Source organism: Roseibium sp. (assembly GCF_965232425.1).
Lineage (GTDB): Bacteria > Pseudomonadota > Alphaproteobacteria > Rhizobiales > Stappiaceae > Roseibium.
This window is the reverse complement of the sequence record NZ_OZ246971.1, coordinates 5404124-5427817: the sequence shown is the minus strand read 5'-3', so window position 1 is coordinate 5427817 and position 23694 is coordinate 5404124. Positions and strand designations below refer to the sequence as shown.

The following is a 23694-nucleotide window of genomic DNA, read 5'->3' as shown; positions in this document are numbered from 1 at the left end:
GCCGGTTCGTCGTCCACAATTACGCTCCGCCGTCCTGCGGAACTGTCAGGCCGACCCCGTTGAGCAGAAGCCTGGTCACCGAGGCAACGGTCTCTTCGAAGAACTCCGGATCACCGAGATCCTTCCCTGTCAACGCTCTGACCTGTATGGAGAAATCCGCGTAGTGCTGCGTTGTCGCCCAGATCGTGAAGATCAGGTGCACGGGGTCGATCGGCTGCATTCTGCCGGTATCGATCCAGTTGTCGATGACCTGCGATTTTTCTTCGACGAGACGTTTCAGTTCGCCTTCCAGGATCGGCAGGATCTGGGGGGCGCCCTGCATGACCTCATTGGCGAACAACCGGGACGCCTCGGGATAATCCGCCGACATCTGAATCTTCTGACGGATATAGGCCGCCAGTTCCCGCGCCGGTTCGCCGTCCGCGTCAAGGGTTTTCAGTGGTGCGAGCCAGACCTCCAGGATGTGCGCAAGCGTTGCCTTGTAGATCGCTTCCTTGGAAGAAAAGTAATAGAGCAGGTTCGACTTCGACATGCCCGCTTCCGCCGCGATGCGTTCAACCGTTGCGCCGGAAAACCCCTTTCTCGAGAATTCGCTCAAGGCGGCCTCCAGAATAAGCGAACGGTTTCGCTCCTGAATCCGGCTGAGGCCTCCATTTTTCTGAGAAATCGATCCCTGCCCTTCAAGACTTGTCATCAAATACGTCCGCTTCCAACCTTAAACCGCCCTGTGCCGGGCACGTGTCGCAACCGGCCAAACTCGTTGAATTCGGCCATTTTTGAGCGGTCATGTCTGCTTCTGAAGCTGATTGACCACAAATTGGTCATGCCGAATGGAATTGCATCTTGACCATTTGGTCAAATTACTCCTAGGGTAAATTGACCAACTGGTCAGAAGGCTAGTCGAACATCTGGTTGCCTGCAACGGGGAACTCTTGAAGCTTCGCACCTATCTGATCATCATAATCAGAACCGGTGAATGCCGGACAAGGCCGAAACGGCCATCCAGAGATCGATCGGCACTTCTTTGCTTGGAGAGTACTGCAGGAAGAGCCGGGAACAGTGTGGTGAGAGGACCAGCATCGCCGGGCGCTTGCTCCCTGCAGGCCGGCAAATCGTGGGCGCTTTCTCCAGCACGAGCAGATAGACCGCCAGCCCTTTTACCCGGGCTGCAAGGAGGACGCATGTCAGCGCCGGCACAGGCAGCAACCAACAATCTTGAAGCCTTCTGGATGCCGTATACGGCGAATCGCCAGTTCAAGAAGGCGCCGCGCATGTTCGTCTCGGCCAAGGACATGCACTACACGACCGCCGATGGCCGTCAGGTCCTTGACGGAACCGCGGGCCTGTGGTGCTGCAACGCCGGCCATTCGCGCCCCAAGGTCGTCGAGGCGGTTCAGAAACAGATCGCAGAGCTGGACTATGCGCCCGCCTTCCAGATGGGGCACCCGAAGGCCTTCGAACTGGCCGCGCGCCTGTCGGCCATGATGCCCTCGCCGCTCGACCATGTCTTCTTCACCAACTCCGGCTCCGAGAGCGTCGACACGGCCCTGAAGATCGCGCTCGCCTATCAGCGTGCCATTGGACAGGGTACCCGCACACGCCTGATCGGCCGTGAGCGCGGCTATCACGGCACCGGCTTCGGCGGCATCTCGGTCGGCGGCATCGTCGCCAACCGCAGAACCTTCGGGACGATGCTGACCGGTGTCGACCACATGCGCCATACTCATGATCCGGAGCGCAATGCATTCTCGCGCGGCATGCCGGAAAACGGGGCCGAATATGCCGAGGACCTGATCCGCATCATCCAGTTGCACGACCCCTCCACGATTGCGGCTGTCATCGTCGAGCCGGTCGCAGGGTCAACCGGCGTCCTGATCCCGCCGAAGAACTACCTGGAGCGGCTGCGCAAGATCTGCACCGACAACGGCATTCTGCTGATTTTCGACGAGGTCATCACCGGGTTCGGTCGCCTCGGATCGCCCTTCGCGACCGATTTCTTCGGTGTCACGCCGGATCTGGTAACGACGGCCAAGGGTCTCACCTCGGGCGTCATCCCCATGGGCGCCGTGTTCTGTTCCTCGGACATCTACCAGGCCTTCATGACCGGTCCGGAACACATGATCGAGCTGTTTCACGGTTACACCTATTCCGGTCACCCGGTGGCCTGCGCCGCTGCGCTCGCAACTCTCGACACCTATGACGAGGAAGACCTGCTGACACGGGCGGCAGGGCTGGCACAATACTGGGAAGACGGCCTGCACGCGCTCAGGGACTGCCCGCATGTCATCGATATCCGCAATCTTGGCCTGATCGGCGCGGTTGAACTTGAGCCGATCGCCGGAGAGCCGACAAAACGCGCTTTCTCCGCCTTCCTGAAAGCCTATGATGATGGCATCCTGATCCGCACGACCGGTGATATCATCGCCCTCTCCCCGCCTCTCATCATCTCGAAGGAACAGATTGATGAGCTCTTCGGGAAATTGCGTGCGGTCCTCGAGGCGATTGACTGACGGGATCGAACAGAAGGCTAGGCGTCATGAAACGGGAACAGGCAATAGCCACGCAGCTGATTGACGACGACAGGGTCCGTGTCACCCGTTTCGACTTTGTGCCGGGCGCCGAAACCGGCTGGCACCGGCACGAAATGGACTACGTCATCACGGCGCTGACCGACTGCCGCATGCTTCTGGAAGAACCCGGCGGAGAAAGCCGAGAGGTCCTTGTTCCGGCCGGAACCGTCTACCGCCGCGATGAAGGCGTCGAACACAATGTAATCAACGGCGGGGACGAACGCATGTCCTTCGTCGAAACGGAATTGAAATAGGAGATTTCAGATGGCAGCTCCGGGCGAAAACCTGAGGATCAACGCGGACCGTCTGTGGGACAGCCTCATGGAGATGGCCAAGATCGGTCCCGGCGTTGCCGGCGGCAACAACCGGCAGACCCTCACGGACGAGGATTCCGAAGGCCGCAAGCTGTTCCAGAAGTGGTGCGAGGAGGCCGGCATGAGCATGGCGGTCGACACCATGGGCAACATGTTCATGACCCGTCCGGGCACCGATCCGGATGCCCTGCCCGTCTATGTCGGCTCCCACCTCGACACCCAGCCGACCGGTGGCAAGTATGACGGCGTACTCGGCGTCCTGGGCGGACTTGAGCTTGTGCGCTCGATGAACGACCTCGGCGTGAAGACAAAACATCCGATCGTGGTCACCAACTGGACCAACGAGGAAGGCACGCGCTATGCGCCTGCAATGCTGGCCTCCGGCGTGTTTGCGGGCGTTCACACCCAGGACTGGGCCTATGACCGCGAAGACGCCGAGGGCAAGTCCTTCGGCGATGAGCTGAAACGCATCGGCTGGGTTGGCGACGAAGAGGTAGGTGCCCGCAAGGACAAGATGCACGCGATGTTCGAGCTGCATATCGAGCAGGGACCGATCCTGGAGGCTGAAGGCAAGGATATCGGTGTCGTCACCCACGGCCAGGGCCTCTCCTGGACGCAGGTCACCGTCACCGGCAAGGACAGCCACACGGGGTCCACACCGATGCCGATGCGCAAGAACGCCGGCCTCGGCATGGCGAAGATCCTCGAACTTGTCGACGAGATCGCCTGGTCGCATGCGCCCCATGCAGTCGGTGCTGCCGGTCATATCGATGTTCATCCGAATTCGCGCAACGTCATCCCCGGCAAGGTGGTCTTCACGGTCGATTTTCGTTCCCCCAACTTGACCGTCATCCAGGACATGGAAGAACGGCTGAAGACCGGCGCGAATAAGATCTGCGACGACATGGGCCTTGAGGTGGAATTCGAAAAGGTCGGCGGCTTCGATCCGGTCGAGTTCGACAAGGGTTGCGTCGAAGCCGTGCGCAATGCCGCCGAACGCCTTGGCTACAGCCACCGGGACATCATTTCCGGCGCTGGACACGATGCCTGCTGGATCAACAAGGTGGCCCCGACGGCAATGATCATGTGCCCGTGCGTTGACGGCCTGTCGCACAACGAAGCCGAAGAAATCACCCGCGAATGGGCCAAGGCCGGCGCGGATGTTCTCTTCCACGCGGTTGTCGAGACGGCGGAAATCGTGGGGTAATGATCGATCATGGGTCCCGGATCAGGTCCGGGACGGCGCAACAGGAACGTTGGAGGCCTGCATAGAGCTGGCAAAACGGACAAAAGAGTTGCCGTCCCGGCCCTGAGCCGGGACCTTGGCGATAGGCCAGAGGATTGTCCCGAACCCGGATCGGGACCTGAAATGCGACAGAACGCGGTAGAGCAAAGGGGAACGATGATGGCGAGCAAAGTGATCAAGGGCGGCACGGTTGTCACCGCCGACCTGTCCTATGAAGCCGATGTGAAGATCGAGGGTGGCAAGATCGTCGAGATCGGCCCGAATCTCTCGGGTGACGAGACACTCGACGCGACCGGTTGCTACATCATGCCAGGCGGCATCGATCCGCACACGCACCTCGAAATGCCTTTCATGGGCACATTCTCTTCCGACAATTTCGACAGCGGCACCCGCGCGGCGCTTGCCGGCGGCACGACCATGGTTGTCGACTTCGCTCTGCCCTCGCCCGGCCAGTCGCTGCTGGAAGCGCTGCAGATGTGGGACAACAAGTCGACAATGGCCCATTGCGACTATTCCTTCCACATGGCGATCACCTGGTGGGGCGAGCAGGTCTTCAATGACATGCAGGAAGTCGTCCAGAAAAAGGGCATCAACACCTTCAAGCACTTCATGGCCTACAAGGGCGCCCTGATGGTGAACGACGACGAGATGTACGCCTCGTTCCAGCGCTGCGCCGAACTCGGCGCCCTGCCCCTCGTCCACGCCGAAAACGGCGATGTCGTCGCCAGCCTGCAGCAGAAGCTGCTGGCAGAAGGCCACAACGGACCGGAGGGCCATGCCCATTCCCGTCCGCCGGAAGTGGAAGGCGAAGCCACCAACCGCGCGATCATGATCGCCGACATGGCCGGCGTCCCGGTCTATATCGTGCACACCTCCTCCGAGCAGGCTCACGAGGCGATCCGCCGTGCGCGCCAGAACGGCATCCGAGCCTATGGCGAGCCGCTCATCCAGCACCTGACACTGGACGACAGCGAGTATTACCATCACGACTGGGATCACTCGGCACGCCGTGTGATGTCGCCTCCTTTCCGGGACAAGAAGCATCAGGATTCGCTCTGGGCGGGTCTCGCCGCGGGCTCGCTCCAGGTCGTTGCCACCGACCACTGCGCCTTCACCACCGAACAGAAGCGCACCGGCGTCGGCGATTTCACCAAGATCCCGAACGGTACCGGCGGTCTTGAGGACAGATTGCCGATGCTGTGGACCTACGGCGTCAACACCGGCCGCCTGACACCGAATGAATTCGTCGCGGTCACTTCAACCAATATTGCAAAGATCCTCAACATCTACCCGAAAAAAGGCGCTGTTTTTGTTGGCGCCGATGCCGATCTGGTGGTCTGGGACCCGGAAAAGGAAAAGACCATCACCGCGGGCAACCAGCAGTCGGCGATCGATTACAACGTCTTCGAAGGCAAGAAGGTCAAGGGCCTGCCGCGCTACACGCTCACCCGGGGCCGCGTCGCCGTAGAAGACGGCACGGTCAACCACAAGCAGGGCCACGGCGAGTTCGTGGCGCGCGAACCGTTCCACGCCGTCAACAAGGCGCTCAGCACCTGGAAGGAGCTGACCGCGCCGCGCAAGGTGGAGCGCACCGGCATTCCCGCCAGCGGCGTTTGATGGCGGAAGTCCTCCGCGATTGCCAATGAGCGACCTCGCAGAAGGCACAAATTGCCCCCTCTCCCGTCGGGAGAGGGCCGGGGTGAGGGGGTCGGGTGCAGCGGAATGCGGACAGATTTGTCCCCTCACCCGGACCTGCGGTCCGACCTCTCCCAACGGGAGAGGTGACTTGGGGCGAACCCGTTGCGCTGAATACTTGCCATGAACGCCGAAACTGCAGGGCATGTGCTGGAAAAAGAAAAACGGAAAAGAGAATGTTGACTGCCGCTGAAATCGAAGACGGACTGGACGATGCAATGAAGGAACAGGCCAAGCGGGTTATCGACATCGACAAGCTGTCGCTCACCTTCCAGACGAATGACGGTCCCGTTCATGCGCTATCCGACATCGATCTGAAGATCGACGAAGGCGACTTCGTGTCCTTTATCGGCCCGTCCGGCTGCGGAAAGACGACGCTCCTGCGCGTCATTGCCGATCTGGAACAGCCCACGGCAGGCACGATCACCGTCAATGGCGTGTCCCCGCAGGAGGCGCGCCTCAACCGGGCCTATGGCTATGTCTTCCAGGCGGCCGCCCTCTATCCCTGGCGCTCGATTGCCAAGAACGTCGCCCTGCCGCTGGAAATCATGGGGCTGTCCAGGGCCGAGCAGCAGGAACGGATCGCGCGGAACATGGACCTGGTCAACCTCTCCGGTTTCGAGCAGAAGTACCCCTGGCAGCTCTCCGGCGGCATGCAGCAGCGCGCGTCCATCGCCCGCGCCCTGGCGGTTGAGCCGGATCTTCTCCTGATGGACGAGCCCTTCGGCGCGCTGGACGAGATCGTCCGCGATCATCTCAACGAACAATTGCTTCAGCTCTGGTCCAAGACCAACAAGACGGTTGTCTTTGTCACCCACTCCATTCCGGAAGCCGTGTTTCTCTCCACCAAGATCGTCGTGCTCTGCCCGCGCCCGGGCCGCATCTACGATGTCATCGAGAGCGACCTGCCGCGTGACAGGAACCTCGACATCCGCGAATCCCCGGAATTCCTGAAGATTGCGCACCGCGTCCGCGACGGCTTGCGTGCGGGGCACTCCTATGAGGATTGAACCGGGGAACATTTTCAAGATCCGCAGTGCAACCCGCAGCGACATGACAAGGTGCGGCACGATCCTGAACGACTGGATCGATGAAACACCCTGGATGCCACGCGTCCACTCTCATCAGGACGTTGTTCGGTATCATACTGACTTCGTTCACAAAAACCGCGACGTCCTGGTTGCGGAGCGCAATGACAGTGACGTTCAGGGCTTTGCTGCGACAAGCTCCGATGCCGTCGTCACCGGATTTTACCTGGCACAGGACGCCCGACGAAAAGGCCTTGGCCGTCAGATGCTGAACCAGATCAAACAGGCGTATCCGTCCGGCCTCAGCCTCTGGACCTTCGTGGCCAACACCGGTGCCCGGAAGTTCTATGAGCGCGAAGGCTTTTCCGAGGAACGCCGGACAGACGGCGACAACGAGGAAAACCTGCCGGACATTCTCTATCGCTGGCAACCGGAAGGAGCGGCCGCATGAGTGACACCGCCCTCGCCTCGCCCCGCACCAATCACAGCCCGTTTGCCGGGCTCATGTCCGGCACGATCGGACCGGTGACGGTGGTCGTTCTCGCGATCCTGGCGATCTGGTACATCGCCGCAGCCGCGCTCAACACGCCGTTCCAGCAGGAAATGTACGAGCGCGCCGGGCAGGAACATGTCCAGTTCAGCCAGCTCATCGCCGATACCTGGGCCCAGGAGCGGCCTGTTCTGCCGGCACCGCACCAGGTCGTCATCGAGATCTGGAACACCACGGTCGAAAAGAAGATCACCTCCAAGCGCTCGCTGGTCTATCACAGCAGCATCACCCTCTCCTCGACCCTGCTCGGTTTCCTGATCGGTACGACGCTGGGCATACTGCTTGCCGTCGGCATCGTGCATTCCCGCGTTCTCGACAAGTCGCTGATGCCCTGGATCATCTCCTCCCAGACGATCCCGATCCTGGCGATTGCCCCGATGATCATCGTGGTCCTCAACGCCATTGGCATTTCCGGGCTTTTGCCCAAAGCGATGATCTCCACCTACCTGTCGTTCTTCCCGGTCACCGTCGGCATGGTGAAGGGGCTGAGATCGCCGGAAGTCATCCACATGGACCTGATGCACACCTATTCTGCGACGCGGATCCAGGCTTTCTGGAAACTGCGCCTGCCCTACGCGGTGCCCTTTCTCTTCACCTCCATGAAGATCGGCATGGCGGCCTCGCTCGTCGGTGCCATTGTCGGCGAGTTGCCGACCGGCGCCGTCGCCGGCCTGGGCGCGCGCCTGCTGGCGGGCTCCTACTATGGCCAGACGATCCAGATCTGGTCGGCATTGATCGTCGCGGCGTTCCTGGCCGGTTCGCTGGTGGCGCTGATCGGCATCATGGAAAAAGTCACGCTGAAACGGATGGGGATGGCGCGATGACACCGGCAAAAGTCACGAAACGGCGTTTCGACATGCCCGCCATCCTCGCTTGGTTCATCGTCGCGATGGTGGTCGTGGGCCTCTTCAGCCGCATCTTCGAACCGGACCTCGGGGTGATGGACGTTCCGCGTCTGTCGATCTGCCTGGTGATCCTCGGCATCGCCGCCGTCCGCTACGAACTCGGCTTCATGCGCAACCGGATCGGCGATCTGATCCTCGGGCTCGTGACCGCGATCGCCGCCTGGTTGCTCATCAGCGTGGCGTCCAACCACGAAGGCGAGGCAGCGCTCGGTTTCTGGGCACTGACGGCGGCCACCTGGGCGGCGTCCTGGCTTTTTGTCGAAAGACTGGCCATCTGGAAAACCGCCTCACCTCTTGCTGCCCGGCTCGTCAATCTCGCCATTCCGGCGCTCTTCGGCATGGCCATCCTGCTCCTATGGGAAGTCATCGTCACAGGCGCGGGCGTTCCGAAAGTGCTGCTCCCTGCCCCGTCCGAAATCTGGGTGCGTCTGGCGACGTCTGTGCCGATCCTCTGGGCGGACTTTCAGCAGACTTTCCTGAAGGCGGTTCTGGCCGGCTATGCCATGGGCTGCGGTTCCGCGTTCCTGATCGCCATTCTCGTGGATCGCGTGCCGTTCCTGCGCCGCGGCCTGCTTCCCATCGGCAATCTCGTCTCGGCCCTTCCGATCATCGGTGTCGCCCCGATCATGGTGATGTGGTTCGGCTTCGACTGGCCCTCCAAGGCCGCCGTTGTCGTGATCATGACCTTCTTCCCGATGCTGGTGAACACGGTCTCTGGACTGGCCGCCTCCGATGCGATGCAGCGCGATCTCATGCGGACATACGCCTCGAACTACTGGCAGACCCTTTTCAAGCTGCGCCTGCCGATGGCCATGCCTTTCATCTTCAACGCCCTGAAGATCAATTCCACCCTCGCCCTGATCGGGGCCATCGTCGCCGAATTCTTCGGCACGCCGATTGTCGGCATGGGTTTCCGGATATCTACGGAGGTTGGACGCATGAACGTGGACATGGTCTGGGCGGAGATCGCGATTGCCGCCCTGGCTGGCTCGCTCTTCTACGGCGTCATCGCTCTTCTGGAACGGGCCGTCACCTTCTGGCACCCGTCGATACGGGGTTAGTTTGCCACTCCACTTGTCATTCCGGATATGCCAAAAGGCTTTGACCGGAATGACAAGCAAACGGGAAAAGCGCCCTCATGACACCCAGCCGTGATATTGCCCGCCTCATCGAGATCATGGCCGCGCTGCGGACTCCCATAACCGGCTGCCCTTGGGATCTGGAACAGTCCTTCGAGACGATCGCGCCCTATACGCTCGAAGAGGCTTATGAAGTTGCCGATGCGATCGCCAAGAACGACATGCTGGACCTGCGCGAGGAACTGGGCGACCTGCTTCTCCAGGTCGTCTACCACGCCCGCATGGCCGAGGAAGAAGACCACTTCGATTTCGGAGACGTCGTCGAGGGCGTCACCAAGAAAATGATCCGGCGCCATCCGCATGTTTTCGGCGATGAGAACGGCGAAAAGGCGGATCACGTCAAGGGGATATGGGAACGGATCAAGGCCGAGGAAAAAGCCGAGAAACTCGCGGAAAGGCAGGCGCACGGCCTAAGCGAAGACAAAAGTCGGTTCCTGGACGAGGTACCGACCGCCTTTCCCGCGTTGCAGGAAGCGGACAAATTGCAGCGCAAGGCGTCGAAAGTCGGCTTCGACTGGAACGATGCGCGTCTCGTTCTCGACAAGATCCGCGAGGAAACCCACGAGCTCGACGAGGAACTGTCCCGGAGTACGCCGGACAAGGCGCGCATCACCGATGAACTCGGAGACACGCTTTTCGCCCTCGCCAATCTCGCAAGGCATCTCGATATTGATCCGGAAGAGGCCTTGCGGCGGACCAACCGGAAATTCCGGACCCGGTTCGCGGCAATCGAAGAGCACGCCGACAGGAACGGCACCACGCTCCTGGCAATGCCCCTCGATGAAATGGAAGCAGCCTGGCAGGCGGCAAAACAATCAGGGGATGCAGACGGGCGGTAGAAGCAGATACCTGAAACACGGTAACTTTTCCGCCGCCTCTGTTTCCGAGCCGTCGGCTCGCTGCAACATTGGTTGCAGCGCAGCTGTCCCATTGAACTTACACTCACTGTCCGCAACATCCTGGAAAAACAAGCGAACACCGCCCAGGGGCTGCAATGCGCGATCTCTGTTTTTTGTTTTACGGCGAACCAATTTCACCACAAACCCATGAAATTCACCAAGAAGAGTTCTTAGCCTCGAAGTAACGGTTCCTGACGCAAGAATGGGAACCGGATCACACCAGAAGCGACCCCTGGCAACACGATGACGCGCGACGCCGACACCACGCATGACCGAAATCTCCCGCTCCTGACCGGGCAGAGCACGCTTGCGACAGCCGCCTGGATGATGGCGAGCCCGTCCATCGTGCTCACGTTTCTGGCAGTATCCTTGGACATGCCGATCTTCCTGATTGGTGCCCTGGTTTCGATACGGCAGCTGGCGAGTTCGCTGACGGACATTTTCCTGTTCAATGCCATAACCAGAATTCAAAACCGGAAGCGGGCACTGTCCCTGACCGATCTGACGCTGGCACTCTGTTTCGGCGCGACCATCGTCGTCGTGCTGTTCGGCGACAGGTCCCAGGCGATGGTCGTATTCGTCATTTGCGTGTTCGTCATGGGCATCGTCGACGAATTCCAGCAACTTTTGCTGACGGACTTCATCAGCGACAATCTGAAATCTCACGCGCGATTGAAACTGAAATACGCCCAGATGGCGCTTGGGGGCATATTTGCCGTGGCGCTGACTTGGTTCGCGCACGAAATGACGCTCGAATTGCCGCCATTGCACCGGCACTCGATCATCGTTGCGATCGGCGTCCTGTGCTTCGCCCTGTCGGCCTTCGCCGTTCTGGCTGTCAGGGACTTCGCCGAAAAATCAGCGCTTCCGGAACAGGCCAGAACGTCCCCCTACAAAGCCCTGATGGCCTATGTCTCGAATGCCGTCCAGATGCTGGAATTCGACTGGTTCCGCAAGTTCGTGACATTGAGGATCGTTTTCGCCAGTGTCATCCTGGCCGTTCCCTTCTTTTCCCTGATATCCGCGGAAGCGCATCATGCCTCAAACAAGGGGCTGACCGCGCTCATCATTTCCTATGCGCTGGGCTATATCGTTGCCGGCCCGCTCTGGGGAACCCTGAACAACATATCGCACCGGCTCGTCATGTTTTCCTGTGCCGTTCTGGTCGGCATGTCCGGCGCCACCCTCGCCACCCTGCACTTTCTGGATATTGATCACGATGTCAGGATACATGCGATGGCAATATTCACCGTAAGCGTCGCGGTCAGGGGTATCGGTGCCGTTCTCAGCCTTTACTACATGGACATCGCGCCCAAGGAACAGCGCGTGAACGGTATCGCCGTTGCGAGATCGTTTGTGCGTGTTGCAATGATCTGTCTTTCGGCGACACTGGCTGCCGTCGCCCATTTGCACGAAACGGCATGGGCCATCCTGTTCATAACCCTGGCAAGTTTCGGTGCTGCGGTTTTCAGTTACTTTCTGACGCGATCGGGCAATACCAGCCATGCCTCCGGCTCCGCCGACGCCTGATAGTTCGCGTCAGCCGTCTGCCTCGACATACGCGGCAAACAGATCGCGGAACGGGCCCCGCTGCTTGTCGGACACACGGACCTCAGCGGTCACCGCTTCCTCGCTGTCGACACGGTTGAGAACCTCGGACATCTGGTAGAGCTTCGCCAGGAGCGCGCCCTCTGCAACTGGGAGACGAACGCTCAGAATGTCATCATGCTGGGCGATGAACTGATCGATCCGGGATGAGAGCTGCTCGACACCGGCACCGGTCAGCGCGGAGACGGCGACAGGCCCGTCCTCTCCGGCTTCAGAAAGCAGTTTTTCACGGTACGCCGCGTCCAGGCAGTCGATCTTGTTCCAGACTTCGATGACAGGCGCTCCGGTCAACGCATCCACACCCAGCTCATCGAGCGTTTTCTTGACGTCCTCTGCCTGTGCATCGCTGTCCGGATGGGAAATGTCGCGCACGTGCAGGATCAGGTCCGCCTCGAGGACCTCCTCGAGCGTCGCCCGGAATGCTGCAACCAGATGCGTTGGCAGGTCCGAAATGAACCCCACCGTGTCGGAGAGAATGACCTCCTTGCCGTGTGGAAGGGTCACCTTGCGGAGCGTGGGGTCGAGCGTGGCAAAAAGCAGGTCCTTGGCGAAGACATCTGCCTCGGTCAGCCGGTTGAAAAGCGTCGACTTGCCGGCATTGGTATAGCCGACCAGCGCCACGACCGGCTGCGGGATCTTCTTGCGCTTCTTCCGATGCAGGTTTCGCGTACGGCGAACGCTCTCCAGTTGCTTCTGCAGCGCGATGATGCGGTCCTGGATCTGCCTGCGGTCGGCCTCGATCTGGGTCTCGCCCGGACCGCCCATAAAGCCGGCACCGCCCCTTTGCCGCTCAAGGTGCGTCCAGGACCTCACAAGGCGGCTCTTCTGCCAGGTCAGGTGCGCCAGATCGACCTGCAGGCGGCCTTCCTTGGTGCGGGCCCGATCGCCGAAAATTTCGAGGATCAGGCCGGTCCTGTCGATGACCTTGGTTTTGAGCCGCCGCTCGAGGTTTCGCTGCTGAACGGGCGACAGGGGATGGTCTATGACAACGAGATCCAGGTCTTCGCTTGCGACCACTCCGGCCAGTTCGGAGACCTTGCCCTCGCCAAAAAGGGTCCCGGGCTTGGGATTGTTCACCTTGACGACGCCGGAGTGAATGATCTGGAGGTTGATCGCCGCGCTCAGCCCGATCGCCTCGTCCAGGCGCGCCTCGGGGCTTCGATTGCCGCGCAGATCCTGCTGTCCGGCCTCGCCGCGAAGTTGCAGCACCGGCTCGATAATCATCGCACGGAAGGGCTGAGGCAGGCGATCCACCCCAGTGTCTTTTATTCTGAGCGTTTTGTGTCCCGGTTCTTCGGGTCCGTTTGATTTCGAAAAATCGTCTGCGCGAGACTTAGGTTTCAATCAGCCAGCCTTTTCAGCGTTTTCCTCAGCCTGATCGAACAGTTGAACAGGGCCGTTTGGCATAATTGTGGAAATCGCGTGTTTATAGACGAGCTGGGAGTGCCCGTCGCGGCGCAACAGGACGCAAAAATTGTCGAACCAGGTTACGACACCCTGCAATTTCACACCGTTGATGAGAAAAATTGTCAGGGGAGTTTTTTGTTTGCGAACGTGGTTGAGGAAAGTGTCTTGGAGATTTTGTGCGCGCTCAGCCATCAGTGTTTTTATCCTGTTTTACCCCCGGATGCGGCCGAGCATCCGGCTTTGTCGGCAGCTTACCGTCAAAAGCTATTGAATTTCAAACGTTAAGGTTTGAAGTTCTGCCCGCGTTTTGTTTCGCCCACTCAAAGAGCTGTCTGCCTCAGCCCCTTTTACGTCGTATTTATACACCTAGACAAGACCAATTGAGTCATGCCGTCTGCAAATCAGTAGCAGTATGGAACAGTTCACGCAATCGCAATGCAACAGAACCCGGATGACCATTACCGACAATTCTGCCATCGACACGTGTCACAGGCATCACAAGCGTTGACGCAGCGGTAACAAATGCTTCCTTGGCCTCAAAGGCCTCTTCGAGACTGAAAGGCCGTTCTTCGAACGTCAGCCCTTCCCTTTCGACAAGGTCAAGCACCACCGCCCGCGTGATCCCGCGGAGAATTCCGTTCTCGGCCGGTCGCGTCACCAGCGCCCCGTCCTTTGTCACGATCCAGGCATTGGTGGAACCGCCTTCCGTGACATTGCCGTCGCCGTCGATGTACCAGGCCTCCTTGCCGCCGTTTTCCTTGGCGTGCTGTTTCGCCAGCACGTTGGGCAGCAGCGCAACGGTCTTGATATCGACGCGTGGCCAGCGGTTCTCCGGATAACTGACAACGGAGATGCCCTTTTCTGCCTGTGCTTCGGCAGCGGCCGGACTGGTTGACTTGGCGGTCACGACGATCGACGGAGCGACATTCTCAGGCGGGAAAAAATGATCCCGTTTGGCCACGCCGCGCGTGACCTGGATATAGACCAGCCCGTTCTTCACGAGATTTCTGCGGACCACCTGGCGCAGCACGAATTCAACCGCGCTCCGGCTCATCGGCCAGTCGATCTGAAGTTCGCTCAAGGATCGGCTCAACCGGTCGAGGTGTCTCGGCATGTCGACAATCTTGCCGTGCCAGACTTCACATACCTCGTACACACCGTCTGCAAACTGATAGCCGCGGTCTTCCACATGCACCGCTGCGTCGCCATGACGAACGTACTGACCGTTGACATAAGCAATCCGGCTCATGAACACTCCAAAACAAGCAAAAACATATCCAGCCAAACGGCCTTTCGCACGTTTTTGAACGTTCGGTCAGATAATTGCAAGCTCAGATTAGCGGCAATTCGCCTAAAAGAAATCGAGGCTCACGCGGAACATCTGTTCGACTTGCCGGACACGATTGGCAACCGCGAAGATGACGATACGGTCCTGCGCCTGGATCTGAAGTTCCCCGTTCGGTGTGAGAACCTCGCCGCCCCTGAAAACGGCTCCGACGCGAATTCCGGAGGGCAGATCGATGACGCGGAGCGGCTTGCCGACCAGCGGAGATGTATCGAGGGCCTCGGCCTCCACGATTTCCGCTGCACCGTTTTGCAGCGAATGAACGCCGCGTATCCGGCCACGGCGCACATGCTGGAGTATTCTGGAAATCGTGACGGCCCGCGGATTGATGAACGCGTCGATCCCCAGCGCATTGGCAAAGGCCGGATAACTCGGGTTGTTCAGAAGCGACAGCGAGCGCCGGCATCCGAGCTTCTTGGCCATCACGGACGATAGGATATTGACCTCGTCCTCGTTGGTGAGGGCGACCATCGTGTCGGCATCGCCCGCATCGGCCTCGTTCAGGATGATCTGATCGAGCGCACTGCCGTGCAGGATGACCGATCGCTTGAGTTCGTCGGCAACCGACATGGCTCGCTCGCGGGACGCCTCGATCAGCTTGATCTTCGTTCCGCTCTGACGTTGCTCGAGCGCCTTGGCGACATAAAGCCCGATATTGCCGCCGCCGGCGATCACCACCTTGGCCGCCTCCGGCTCCTCGTGTCCGAAGATGCTCAATGTCCTGCGGACCTGGTCGCGCCGCGCCACGACATAGGCAAGGTCGCCGGTCAGAATGCTGTCGCTGCTCTTGGGCACGAACAGACGGTTGTTCCGGTAAAGCCCGACGACGACGGCCCCGAGGTCCGGGAACAGTTCCGTCAGCTGCCTCAGCGGCGTGTCGACCACCGGACAGTCCTCTTCGCACATGATGCCGACGACAACCACATGATCGTCCGCGAAACGGACGGTTTCGACGGCACCGGGCAAGGCAAGGCGCCGGAGCACCATTTCGCCGACCTCGATCTCCGGCGAGATGATCACGTCGATTGGCATGTTGTCGCGCGAGAACAGATTGCGCCAGCGGCCCTGCAGGTAGGATTGCGCACGGATACGCGCGACCTTCGTCGGGACGTTGAAAAGGGAATGCGCAACCTGGCAGGCAACCATGTTCACTTCGTCGTAGAGTGTCACCGCGACGATCATGTCGGCTTCCTCGGCGCCCGCCTGCGCCAGAACGTCCGGATGCGCACCATGGCCGACAAAGCCGCGCACATCGAGATGATCCCCGATCGCGTTGATCAGCTGCGGTGAAGAATCGATGACCGAAACGTCGTTCTGCTCCGCGGCAAGACGCTCTGCGATCCCGTATCCGACCTGACCGGCGCCACAAATGACGATTTTCATGGAAAGACTCTTTCCCGATTCGCTTTTCGTTGATGAACGTTACCGTTTTCAGGTCATTCCAAGTGTTTTCAGTTTGCGGTGCAAGGCGGACCGTTCCATTCCGACGAATTCTGCCGTTCTCGAGATGTTGCCGTCAAATCGCTTTATCTGGGCCTGCAGGTATTCACGTTCGAAGATCTCGCGTGCTTCGCGCAGAGGCACCGACATCAGATGCTCGCCCGTTCCGGACGTCGGCAGGTTCGGGAGTGTCTCCCCGATTTCCGCCGGCAGCAGGTCCGCGGTAATCGTGCTGTCGGGCTCACCCCGGCTCAGGATCATCAGCCGCTCGACATTGTTGCGCAACTGCCGAACGTTTCCGGGCCAGTCATGGGTTTGCAGCACTGCCATCGCATCGTCCCCGATCGGGCGGAGCGGAATTCCAGATGCTGCCGAAATCTGTTCCATGAAATGATGCACCAGCACCGGTATGTCCTCGCGCCGTTCCGCAAGTCCCGGCACCCTGAGCGGCACGACGCTGAGCCGGTGATAGAGATCCTGGCGGAAGAGACCCGAGGCAATGTGTTCCTCGAGGTTCTTGGACGTGGATGACAGGATCCGGATGTCGACCTGGACTTTCTGGGTCCCGCCGACCCGCGCAAAACTCTGCTCGACGAGCACCCTGAGGATCTTTCCCTGCGTTTCGGCCGGCATGTCCGCGACTTCGTCGAGATAGAGCGTGCCCCCGTGCGCTTCCTCCAGTGCGCCGATTTTCCTCAGGTTGCCGTTTTCATCCTCAATGCCGAACAGCTCCTCCTCCATGCGCGCAGGCGTGATGGTGGCGGCATTCAGGACGACGAAGGGACTCTTCATTCGGGGAGACTGGTCGTGGATCATCCGCGCCGCCCGTTCCTTGCCGGCACCGGACGGGCCGACGATCAGGATCCGGCTGTTCGTTCCGGAAATCTTCTGGATGGTCTGCCGAAGGTTGTGCGCGGCCGAGGACCCGCCGATGATTTCGCTGGTCTCGCCGCTGCGTTGCTTGAGATCCCGGATCTCGCGCTTCAGGCTGGACGCCTCAAGCGCCCTTTCCACGATATGAACGAGCCGGTCGGCCTTGAACGGTTTTTCGATGTAGTCATAGGCTCCGCGCTTGATCGCGGACACGGCCGTTTCGATATTGCCGTGACCGGAGATGATGACCACCGGCAGGTCGGGGTCCGTGTCCTTCAGAACGTCCAGGAGCGCCAGGCCGTCCAGCCGGCTCCCCTGCAGCCAGATGTCCAGGATCACAAGGGACGGCTTGCGCTCCTTGACGGCCGCGAGCGCACTGTCGGAATCATGTGCCGTCCGTGTCCCGTAGCCATCGTCGTCCAGGATGCCTGCAATCATCTCCCGGATATCGGTTTCGTCATCTACAACTAGAATATCATGCGCCATGAGCTGTCACTGCTTGCTCTTGTTCATCGCTCTCCGCCTCGGCCTCGGCAGAAGCTGCCAGAGTGAGCCGCACCAGAGTGCCTGTTGCATCAGGGGTTGATTTCGGGGCGTCCAGCAATTCGACGCCCCCGCCGTGGTCTTCCATAATCTTCCGGACAATCGCCAGACCCAGGCCCGTGCCCTTCTCCCGCGTCGTCATGTAAGGTTCCAGCAATCGGCTGCGGTTTTCCTCAGGCAGCCCGACACCGTTGTCGATCACGTCGACGACGATCCGTCCCGGCATTTCGTCGGATTCTCCACGCAGACGGACAAGAACCTGACCTTTCGGCAAGTCGTCGCCCGTCCGGGCGGCAACAGCCTCGGTCGCATTCTTGACCACGTTCGTGAAAGCCTGTCCGACGAGCCGCGGATCGAAGACGGCGGTCACCGCCGTCTCGGGAACGTCGGCGGTGACCGAAATCTCCGGATTGGCAACCGATTGCATGAAGGCTGCATCCCTCACCGCCTCGCGCAGATCGGAGCTGATCTTGTTGGGCTTGCGCATCCGGGCAAAGGAGGAGAATTCATCGACCATCTGCCCTATATCGCCCACCTGCCGGACAATGGTGTCGATGCACTGGTCGAAGACCTCCCGGTCTTCTTCGATGCGCTTGCCGTAGCGGCGGCGAATGCGTTCCGCTGACAGCTGGATAGGGGTCAGCGGGTTTTTGATCTCGTGGGCGATCCGGCGCGCGACATCGGCCCAGGCGGAATTCCGCTGCGCCGAAACGAGATCGGTGATGTCATCCAGCGTCACCACGAAGCCGTGCTCGCGCCGTGTCGACTGCTCGCTGGTTATGCGCACGTTCAGCGTCCGCAGCCGTCCGTTCCGCGTCACCTCGATCTGCGTTTCAGGCAGTTTTTCCGTACTGTTTTCAAGAGCGCCGTCTATGCATTCGGCAAGCTCCGGCACGACCTCCGTCAGCGGCCTGTTGAGGATCTGAACCTCATCGAGCTGCAGCAGTTCGAGCGCGGAGCGGTTGATCAGCATGATCGACGCTTCGTCATCAACACCGATCACCCCGGTCGACACCCCGGACAGGACCGCCTCGTTGAACCTGCGCCGTCGGTCGATCTGCTCGTTGGCGGCAAGCAGGGCGTCCCGCTGGCCGAGAAGCTGTCCGGTCATCTTGTTGAAGGTCAGTCCGAGATTGGTCAGGTCACCTCCGGATTTCTCCGTCTGCACCTTGACCGCAAGGTTCCCCTTAGACACCTCGTCGGCGGCCGATATCAGCACCCGGATCGGAGAAACAAGTCGGTTTGCGAAACCGAAGCCGATCCAGATCGCCGACAACAGCAGGATGAGCGCAACCCCGAGATAGACCAGCGCGAACGCAACCTGGACGCCAAAACGGCTGTTTTCCATCTGCTGGTACTGCGACGCGCCGGTTTCCGCCAGGCGCAGGTACTCGACCACTCGCGGATCGATGACACGAACGGCATAGAGGTAGAAATTGTCGTATGCCGAGAGCTTCATCACGCCGCCGACGAGATTCGAACTCCCAGGTGCGATCAGGATGGGATCGCCCGACTGGGCCTTGAAGAAACTGTCCGCGGGCGGAAGCGGTATCTGCGCGTTCGGATCGAGAATGACCCGCGTGACCACGTCGCCGTTCTCATCGAGGATCATGGCGCCGAGAATACCGCGAAGCGATACCTGAGTCGCAAAGAACTGGTCGAACCGTGTCGGCTCGAACTCATAGATCGCCTTTGCCCGGTCGATGTCTTTCGTCATGGCAATCAGGTCGCCCCTGAGGACGCGCGCATGTTCCTGAAGATAGGCCTGCGCAACGGTCAGGGCATTGTCGATGATCTGCCTGGTGCGGTCCTCGAACCATCGATCCAGCCCCCGGTCGAGCGTTACGGCCGCCAGAATTGCCATCATGACGGCCGGAACGGCGGCAACGAGGCTAAACAGGGCAACGACGCGGACATGCAGTCGCGCAGCGGCCCGACCACGCCGGCGCGCTTGCCAGAGCTTGTAGATTTCAACGGAGACCACACCCAGCAGAACGGCCGCCAACGCACCGTTGATGGCCATCGCCGTCATGATGACCTCTCGGGTGGGATCGACGGATGTCAAACCCATGAGAATGACGAACGTGATCGCAATCGAGATCAGCGCAACCACCATGACGGCAAGCCCGGCACGCCGCCAAAGCTTGCCCGAAGCGCTGGATTGCACGACGGATTGCTGAACTGTCTCCAGTATCATGCAGCCTCTAAAACACTGCAAACCACTGAATAATTGCGGCTTGCCAAAACATTCGCTGCAAACTTATCACACAATGTTGCGAAATTGCGACAGACCTGTGCCCTCCCGTCATTTTGCAGTGGAAGAGCTTGAGGCCACGGTCAGTTTTCCGGAAAATTCAGCGCCCCGGACGGTTTGAAATCAACACGCTGGGGCGGAATGCGCTCACCTGGCGGAGCGCATCACCTGGATATCGAGATCCCTGATTTTCTTGCGCAAGGTGTTCCGGTTCACCCCGAGAAGCTCGGCTGCCTTGATCTGATTGCCGCGTGTTGCGGCCAAAGCGGCGCTGATGAGCGGGTATTCCACCTCCCGCAGGATGCGGTGATAGAGACCGGGAGGCGGAAGGGCCTCGCCGAAAGTGTCGAAATAGCCCGAAAGGTATTTCTCGACCGAGCCCCCCAGATTGACATTCTCGCTCACTTCCTCGGAACTCGAAACGGCGCTGGGCTGGCTCAGTTCCTGGTCGAGAAGACTCTCACTGATCACGTCCTGCGGATAAAGCGCCGCCAGGCGCCGCACGAGGTTTTCAAGCTCGCGCACATTGCCCGGCCAGCGGTAGCGCCGCAGCATGTTGAGCGCGCCGACGTCAATCTGTTTTGCCTGCAGCCCCTCCTTCTCGACAAGCGAGAAGAAGTGCCGCACCAGGTCCGGAATGTCCTCGACCCGTTCACGCAGCGGCGGCAACCGGATCGGAACCACGTTGAGCCTGAAATAGAGATCTTCCCGGAACAGACCCTGGTTGATCAGGTGGCGCAGATCCTTGTTCGTTGCGGCAACAATGCGCACATCCGTCTTGATCGGTGTCCGTCCGCCGACGGTGGTGTACTCGCCCTGCTGCAAGACGCGCAGCAACCGTGTCTGTGCCTCCATCGGCATATCGCCGATCTCGTCGAGAAACAGCGTGCCGCCGTCAGCCTGCTCAAACCGGCCCGAACTCCGGTTTTGCGCGCCGGTAAAGGCACCCTTCTCATGACCGAACAGCTCGGCCTCGATCAGGTCCCGCGGAATGGCCGCCATGTTGATGGCGACGAACGGGCCGTTCCGTCTCTTTCCGTAGTCATGCAATGCGCGCGCGACGAGTTCCTTGCCCGTGCCCGATTCCCCGTTGATCATCACCGTCAGGTCGGTCTGCATCAGCCGCGCAAGAATACGGTAGATCTCCTGCATGGCCGGCGAGCGGCCCACAAGCGGCATCCCTTCGCCGGCATCCTCGATGTCGAGCGCCGGTCTTTTCTTGGGCTCCTCGAGCGCCCGCTGCACGATGTTGGTGAGTTCCTTCAGGTCGAAAGGCTTGGGTAGATATTCGTAAGCCCCCTTTTCGGACGCCTTGATCGCCGTCATGAACGTGTTCTGGGCGCTCATGACCAGCACCGGCAGCTCCGGGCGCATCTTTTTCATGCGCGGCAGAACATCGAAAATATTCTCGTCCGGCATCACGACGTCGGTGATGACGAGATCGCCATCTCCGGATGAAACCCACCGCCAGAGCGTGGAGGCATTCGACGTCAGCCGCACCGTGTACCCGGCCCGCGAGAGGGCCTGATTGAGGACGGTGCGGATCGCCGCGTCATCATCTGCAACAAGGATCGTACCTGTCGGCATCGTTATTCTGTTCCCTCGCTCGCCGTGTCGGAGTCTGGCGTCGTCTCGCCGGAATACGCAGGCATTAGGATGCGAAAAATGGTTCTCTCGCGCTGGCTGTCACACTCGATGACACCGCCATGATCGCCGATAATCTTTGCAACGAGTGCCAGGCCCAGGCCGGACCCGTTGGTCTTCGTCGTGATGAAAGGTTCGAAAAGATGCGGCAGGAGGTCGTCGGGAACGCCCGGACCGTTGTCCTGCACGCAGAATTCGAGCGGCAGACTGACTCGCTGCTCTGTTCCGGGTACCGAGAGGCGGACACCCGGGCGAAAGGCTGTCGAGATCCGGATCTCGCCGTCGGGGTCGTCTCCAATCGCCTCGCTCGCGTTCTTCACAAGATTGAGAAACACCTGGATGAGCTGGTCCTTGTTGGCAAAGACCGGCGGCAGCGACGGATCGTAGATCTCCACGATCCTCTTGTTCCGGGCGAACCCGTTGTCGGAAAGGCTTTTCACCCTGTCCAGCACGACGTGGATGTTGACCGGTTCGCGCTCGATCGGTCTCTCGTCGGAAAAGACTTCCATCCGATCGACAAGTTTCACGATCCGGTCGGTCTCGTCCATGATGAGCCGGGTCAGGGAGCGGTCGTCATCGACGACGGATTGCTCCAGCAGCTGCGCGGCACCGCGAATGCCGGAGAGCGGGTTCTTGATTTCGTGTGCCAGCATCGCGGCAAGTCCGGTCACGGTGCGCGCCGCGCCACGGGAGGTGAGCTGCCGGTCGATTTTCTCAGCCATGGTCCGTTCCTGAAACATCAGGACCACGGCACCGGGCCGGTCCGAAACCGGCGCGGCATTGATGTCGACCATCTTCGGCGCACCGATGCGCGGTGACCCGATATCGACCTTGTATTCATTGACGGGTGCCGCGCGTTCGCGCACCTGTTCGATCAGGGTGAGCAGCGGGCTGCCGAAGGGCACGAAGTCGCTGATCGGATGCCGCCGCAAGACGGAGGCGCTGGAGCGCATGAAGATTTCAGCGGCCATGTTCGCCGACTCGATGACACCGTCGGGCGCCACGAGCAGCACCGGGTGCGGAAGCGCGTCGAGAATGGTCGGACCATCACTCGCGAGCATGGCTATGCGGCCCGTTTCAACACTCACTTCGCTCACGCCGCTATCCGATCGTTGGATGTTGAGAACCAGTCGATGATCAATCGCAGCACTTCGGCAGGCGAATTGGATGTCATGAGAATCCGTCTCTCGTTGGCCGGACACCGGCTTGCCCCACGGGTGACGGCGTCATCGAGATACCAGCCCAGGTGTTTGCGGGCGATCCGGATCCCGGCATTTTCCCCGTAGTGGCTCAACATGTCCTCGTAGTGTCCGGCGACAAGATCCGCGAGCGCCTGACCGGATGGGGCTTCGAGGTGCTCGCCGGTTGCCAGATAGTGTCCAACATGGCCGGGCAACCAGGGCCGGCCATAGGCACCGCGCCCGATCATAATTCCGTCGGACCGGCTTACCGAGAGCATGGTTTCAGCGTCCTCGACGGATTTGCAGTCTCCGTTTGAAATCAGCGGAATCGAGATCGCTTTCTTGACGTCCCGAATGGCATGCCAGTTCGCGGTTCCCTTATAGAACTGGCAGCGCGTTCTGCCGTGAACCGTAACAAGCCGGACGCCGGCGTTTTCAGCCCTGCGCGCCAGGTCCGCGGCATTCAGGGATGTGTCGTCCCAGCCGAGGCGCATCTTGACCGTGACCGGAATATCGACCGCGGCGACCGTTGCATCAATCAGGGTCAGGGCATGATCCAGATCCCGCATCAATGCCGAGCCGGAATAACCGGACGTGACCTTCTTTGCCGGACAGCCCATGTTGATATCGATTACATCAGCACCAAGACCGGCAATGACCTTCGCCGCCTCGCCCATCCAGCGGGCTTCCCTGCCGGCGAGCTGCACCACATGCAACCCGCTCTCCTGGGCCTCGGCGCGCATCTGCGTTTCCGCGTCCCCTTTCACGAAGGTTTCGCTGGCGACCATTTCACTGACCACCATACCGGCACCGAACCGGGCGGCCAGCCGACGAAACGGCAGATCGGTGACACCCGACATGGGAGCCAGAACGGCCCGGTTGGAAAGTGTATGCGGTCCAATGGAAAGAGAGTTCGAGACTATCGACACACAGTTCTCTTTTCTGCTCATTACCTGTGCAAAACGCCAATTGCCTATATTGTAGCCAATTTGCGCATCGCAACAAGTCTAAATTTGCTTATTGATACGGTTCATCGTTAATGGCCGTCAGCGT

Annotated in this window: 20 protein-coding genes; 10 read left to right on the top strand and 10 right to left on the bottom strand. The window is 60.1% G+C overall.

Annotated features, from left to right (window positions below; genetic code table 11):
• Positions 1 to 19 precede the first annotated feature (19 nt).
• Positions 20 to 694 (bottom strand): HTH-type transcriptional regulator RutR, encoded by a 675-nt coding sequence (gene rutR, locus ACO08A_RS24780; RefSeq protein ID WP_422038527.1) that lies wholly within the window; start codon positions 692 to 694, stop codon positions 20 to 22.
• A 487-nt stretch (positions 695 to 1181) separates the two neighbouring features.
• On the opposite strand from rutR, the gene ACO08A_RS24775 reads away from it, so the two are divergent.
• The 10 genes from ACO08A_RS24775 to ACO08A_RS24730 all read left to right on the top strand — a co-directional run bounded on the left by ACO08A_RS24775 (position 1182) and on the right by ACO08A_RS24730 (position 11876).
• The gene (locus ACO08A_RS24775; protein ID WP_422038526.1) at positions 1182 to 2510 is read left to right on the top strand and encodes an aspartate aminotransferase family protein; all 1329 of its coding nucleotides are present in this window, start codon (positions 1182 to 1184) and stop codon (positions 2508 to 2510) included.
• 26 nt (positions 2511 to 2536) lie between these two features.
• Positions 2537 to 2824, top strand: coding sequence for a cupin domain-containing protein (locus ACO08A_RS24770; protein ID WP_422038525.1), 288 nt, complete (start codon positions 2537 to 2539; stop codon positions 2822 to 2824).
• A gap of 10 nt (positions 2825 to 2834) precedes the next feature.
• The gene (locus ACO08A_RS24765) at positions 2835 to 4091 is read left to right on the top strand and encodes a Zn-dependent hydrolase (protein WP_422038524.1); all 1257 of its coding nucleotides are present in this window, start codon (positions 2835 to 2837) and stop codon (positions 4089 to 4091) included.
• Positions 4092 to 4289: 198 nt separating this feature from the next.
• Positions 4290 to 5747 (top strand): dihydropyrimidinase, encoded by a 1458-nt coding sequence (hydA, locus tag ACO08A_RS24760; protein ID WP_421983109.1) that lies wholly within the window; start codon positions 4290 to 4292, stop codon positions 5745 to 5747.
• Positions 5748 to 6043: 296 nt separating this feature from the next.
• On the top strand, positions 6044 to 6835 hold the full coding sequence (locus tag ACO08A_RS24755) for an ABC transporter ATP-binding protein (protein ID WP_422041805.1): 792 nt from the start codon (positions 6044 to 6046) through the stop codon (positions 6833 to 6835).
• Positions 6825 to 7304: a GNAT family N-acetyltransferase gene (locus ACO08A_RS24750; RefSeq protein WP_422038523.1), complete on the top strand. Its 480-nt coding sequence runs from the start codon at positions 6825 to 6827 to the stop codon at positions 7302 to 7304. The genes ACO08A_RS24755 and ACO08A_RS24750 overlap by 11 nt, the downstream gene beginning before the upstream one ends.
• On the top strand, positions 7301 to 8227 hold the full coding sequence (locus ACO08A_RS24745) for an ABC transporter permease (protein WP_422038522.1): 927 nt from the start codon (positions 7301 to 7303) through the stop codon (positions 8225 to 8227). Before ACO08A_RS24750 ends, ACO08A_RS24745 begins: the two co-directional genes overlap by 4 nt.
• A complete protein-coding gene (locus tag ACO08A_RS24740) occupies positions 8224 to 9369 on the top strand; it encodes an ABC transporter permease (protein WP_422038521.1) in 1146 nt (381 codons plus the stop codon). Before ACO08A_RS24745 ends, ACO08A_RS24740 begins: the two co-directional genes overlap by 4 nt.
• Positions 9370 to 9446: 77 nt before the next feature.
• Positions 9447 to 10286, top strand: a complete 840-nt coding sequence (gene mazG / locus ACO08A_RS24735) for a nucleoside triphosphate pyrophosphohydrolase (RefSeq protein WP_422038520.1) — start codon at positions 9447 to 9449, stop codon at positions 10284 to 10286.
• Between the two features lie 303 nt (positions 10287 to 10589).
• Positions 10590 to 11876, top strand: coding sequence for an MFS transporter (locus ACO08A_RS24730; RefSeq protein WP_422038519.1), 1287 nt, complete (start codon positions 10590 to 10592; stop codon positions 11874 to 11876).
• A gap of 9 nt (positions 11877 to 11885) precedes the next feature.
• On the opposite strand, the gene hflX is transcribed toward ACO08A_RS24730, so the two are convergent.
• The 9 genes from hflX to dusB form a co-directional block, all read right to left on the bottom strand.
• Positions 11886 to 13178: a GTPase HflX gene (gene hflX / locus ACO08A_RS24725; RefSeq protein WP_422041804.1), complete on the bottom strand. Its 1293-nt coding sequence runs from the start codon at positions 13176 to 13178 to the stop codon at positions 11886 to 11888.
• 120 nt (positions 13179 to 13298) lie between these two features.
• Positions 13299 to 13556, bottom strand: a complete 258-nt coding sequence (hfq, locus tag ACO08A_RS24720) for an RNA chaperone Hfq (RefSeq protein WP_172670818.1) — start codon at positions 13554 to 13556, stop codon at positions 13299 to 13301.
• Between the two features lie 190 nt (positions 13557 to 13746).
• Entirely contained in the window at positions 13747 to 14610 is an 864-nt protein-coding gene (locus ACO08A_RS24715; protein ID WP_422038518.1) for a D-amino-acid transaminase, read from the bottom strand.
• 102 nt (positions 14611 to 14712) lie between these two features.
• A complete protein-coding gene (gene trkA / locus ACO08A_RS24710) occupies positions 14713 to 16089 on the bottom strand; it encodes a Trk system potassium transporter TrkA (RefSeq protein ID WP_421983115.1) in 1377 nt (458 codons plus the stop codon).
• Positions 16090 to 16137: 48 nt separating this feature from the next.
• On the bottom strand, positions 16138 to 17505 hold the full coding sequence (locus ACO08A_RS24705) for a sigma-54-dependent transcriptional regulator (RefSeq protein WP_422038517.1): 1368 nt from the start codon (positions 17503 to 17505) through the stop codon (positions 16138 to 16140).
• Entirely contained in the window at positions 17495 to 19759 is a 2265-nt protein-coding gene (locus tag ACO08A_RS24700) for an ATP-binding protein (RefSeq protein ID WP_422038516.1), read from the bottom strand. The genes ACO08A_RS24705 and ACO08A_RS24700 overlap by 11 nt, the downstream gene beginning before the upstream one ends.
• 204 nt (positions 19760 to 19963) lie before the next feature.
• Entirely contained in the window at positions 19964 to 21403 is a 1440-nt protein-coding gene (gene ntrC, locus ACO08A_RS24695; RefSeq protein WP_319382246.1) for a nitrogen regulation protein NR(I), read from the bottom strand.
• 2 nt (positions 21404 to 21405) lie between these two features.
• Positions 21406 to 22521 carry a two-component system sensor histidine kinase NtrB gene (locus tag ACO08A_RS24690; protein ID WP_421984477.1) on the bottom strand — a complete coding sequence of 372 codons (1116 nt, stop codon included), beginning with the start codon at positions 22519 to 22521 and terminating at the stop codon, positions 21406 to 21408.
• A gap of 32 nt (positions 22522 to 22553) precedes the next feature.
• A complete protein-coding gene (gene dusB, locus ACO08A_RS24685; protein WP_422038515.1) occupies positions 22554 to 23591 on the bottom strand; it encodes a tRNA dihydrouridine synthase DusB in 1038 nt (345 codons plus the stop codon).
• Positions 23592 to 23694 lie beyond the last annotated feature (103 nt).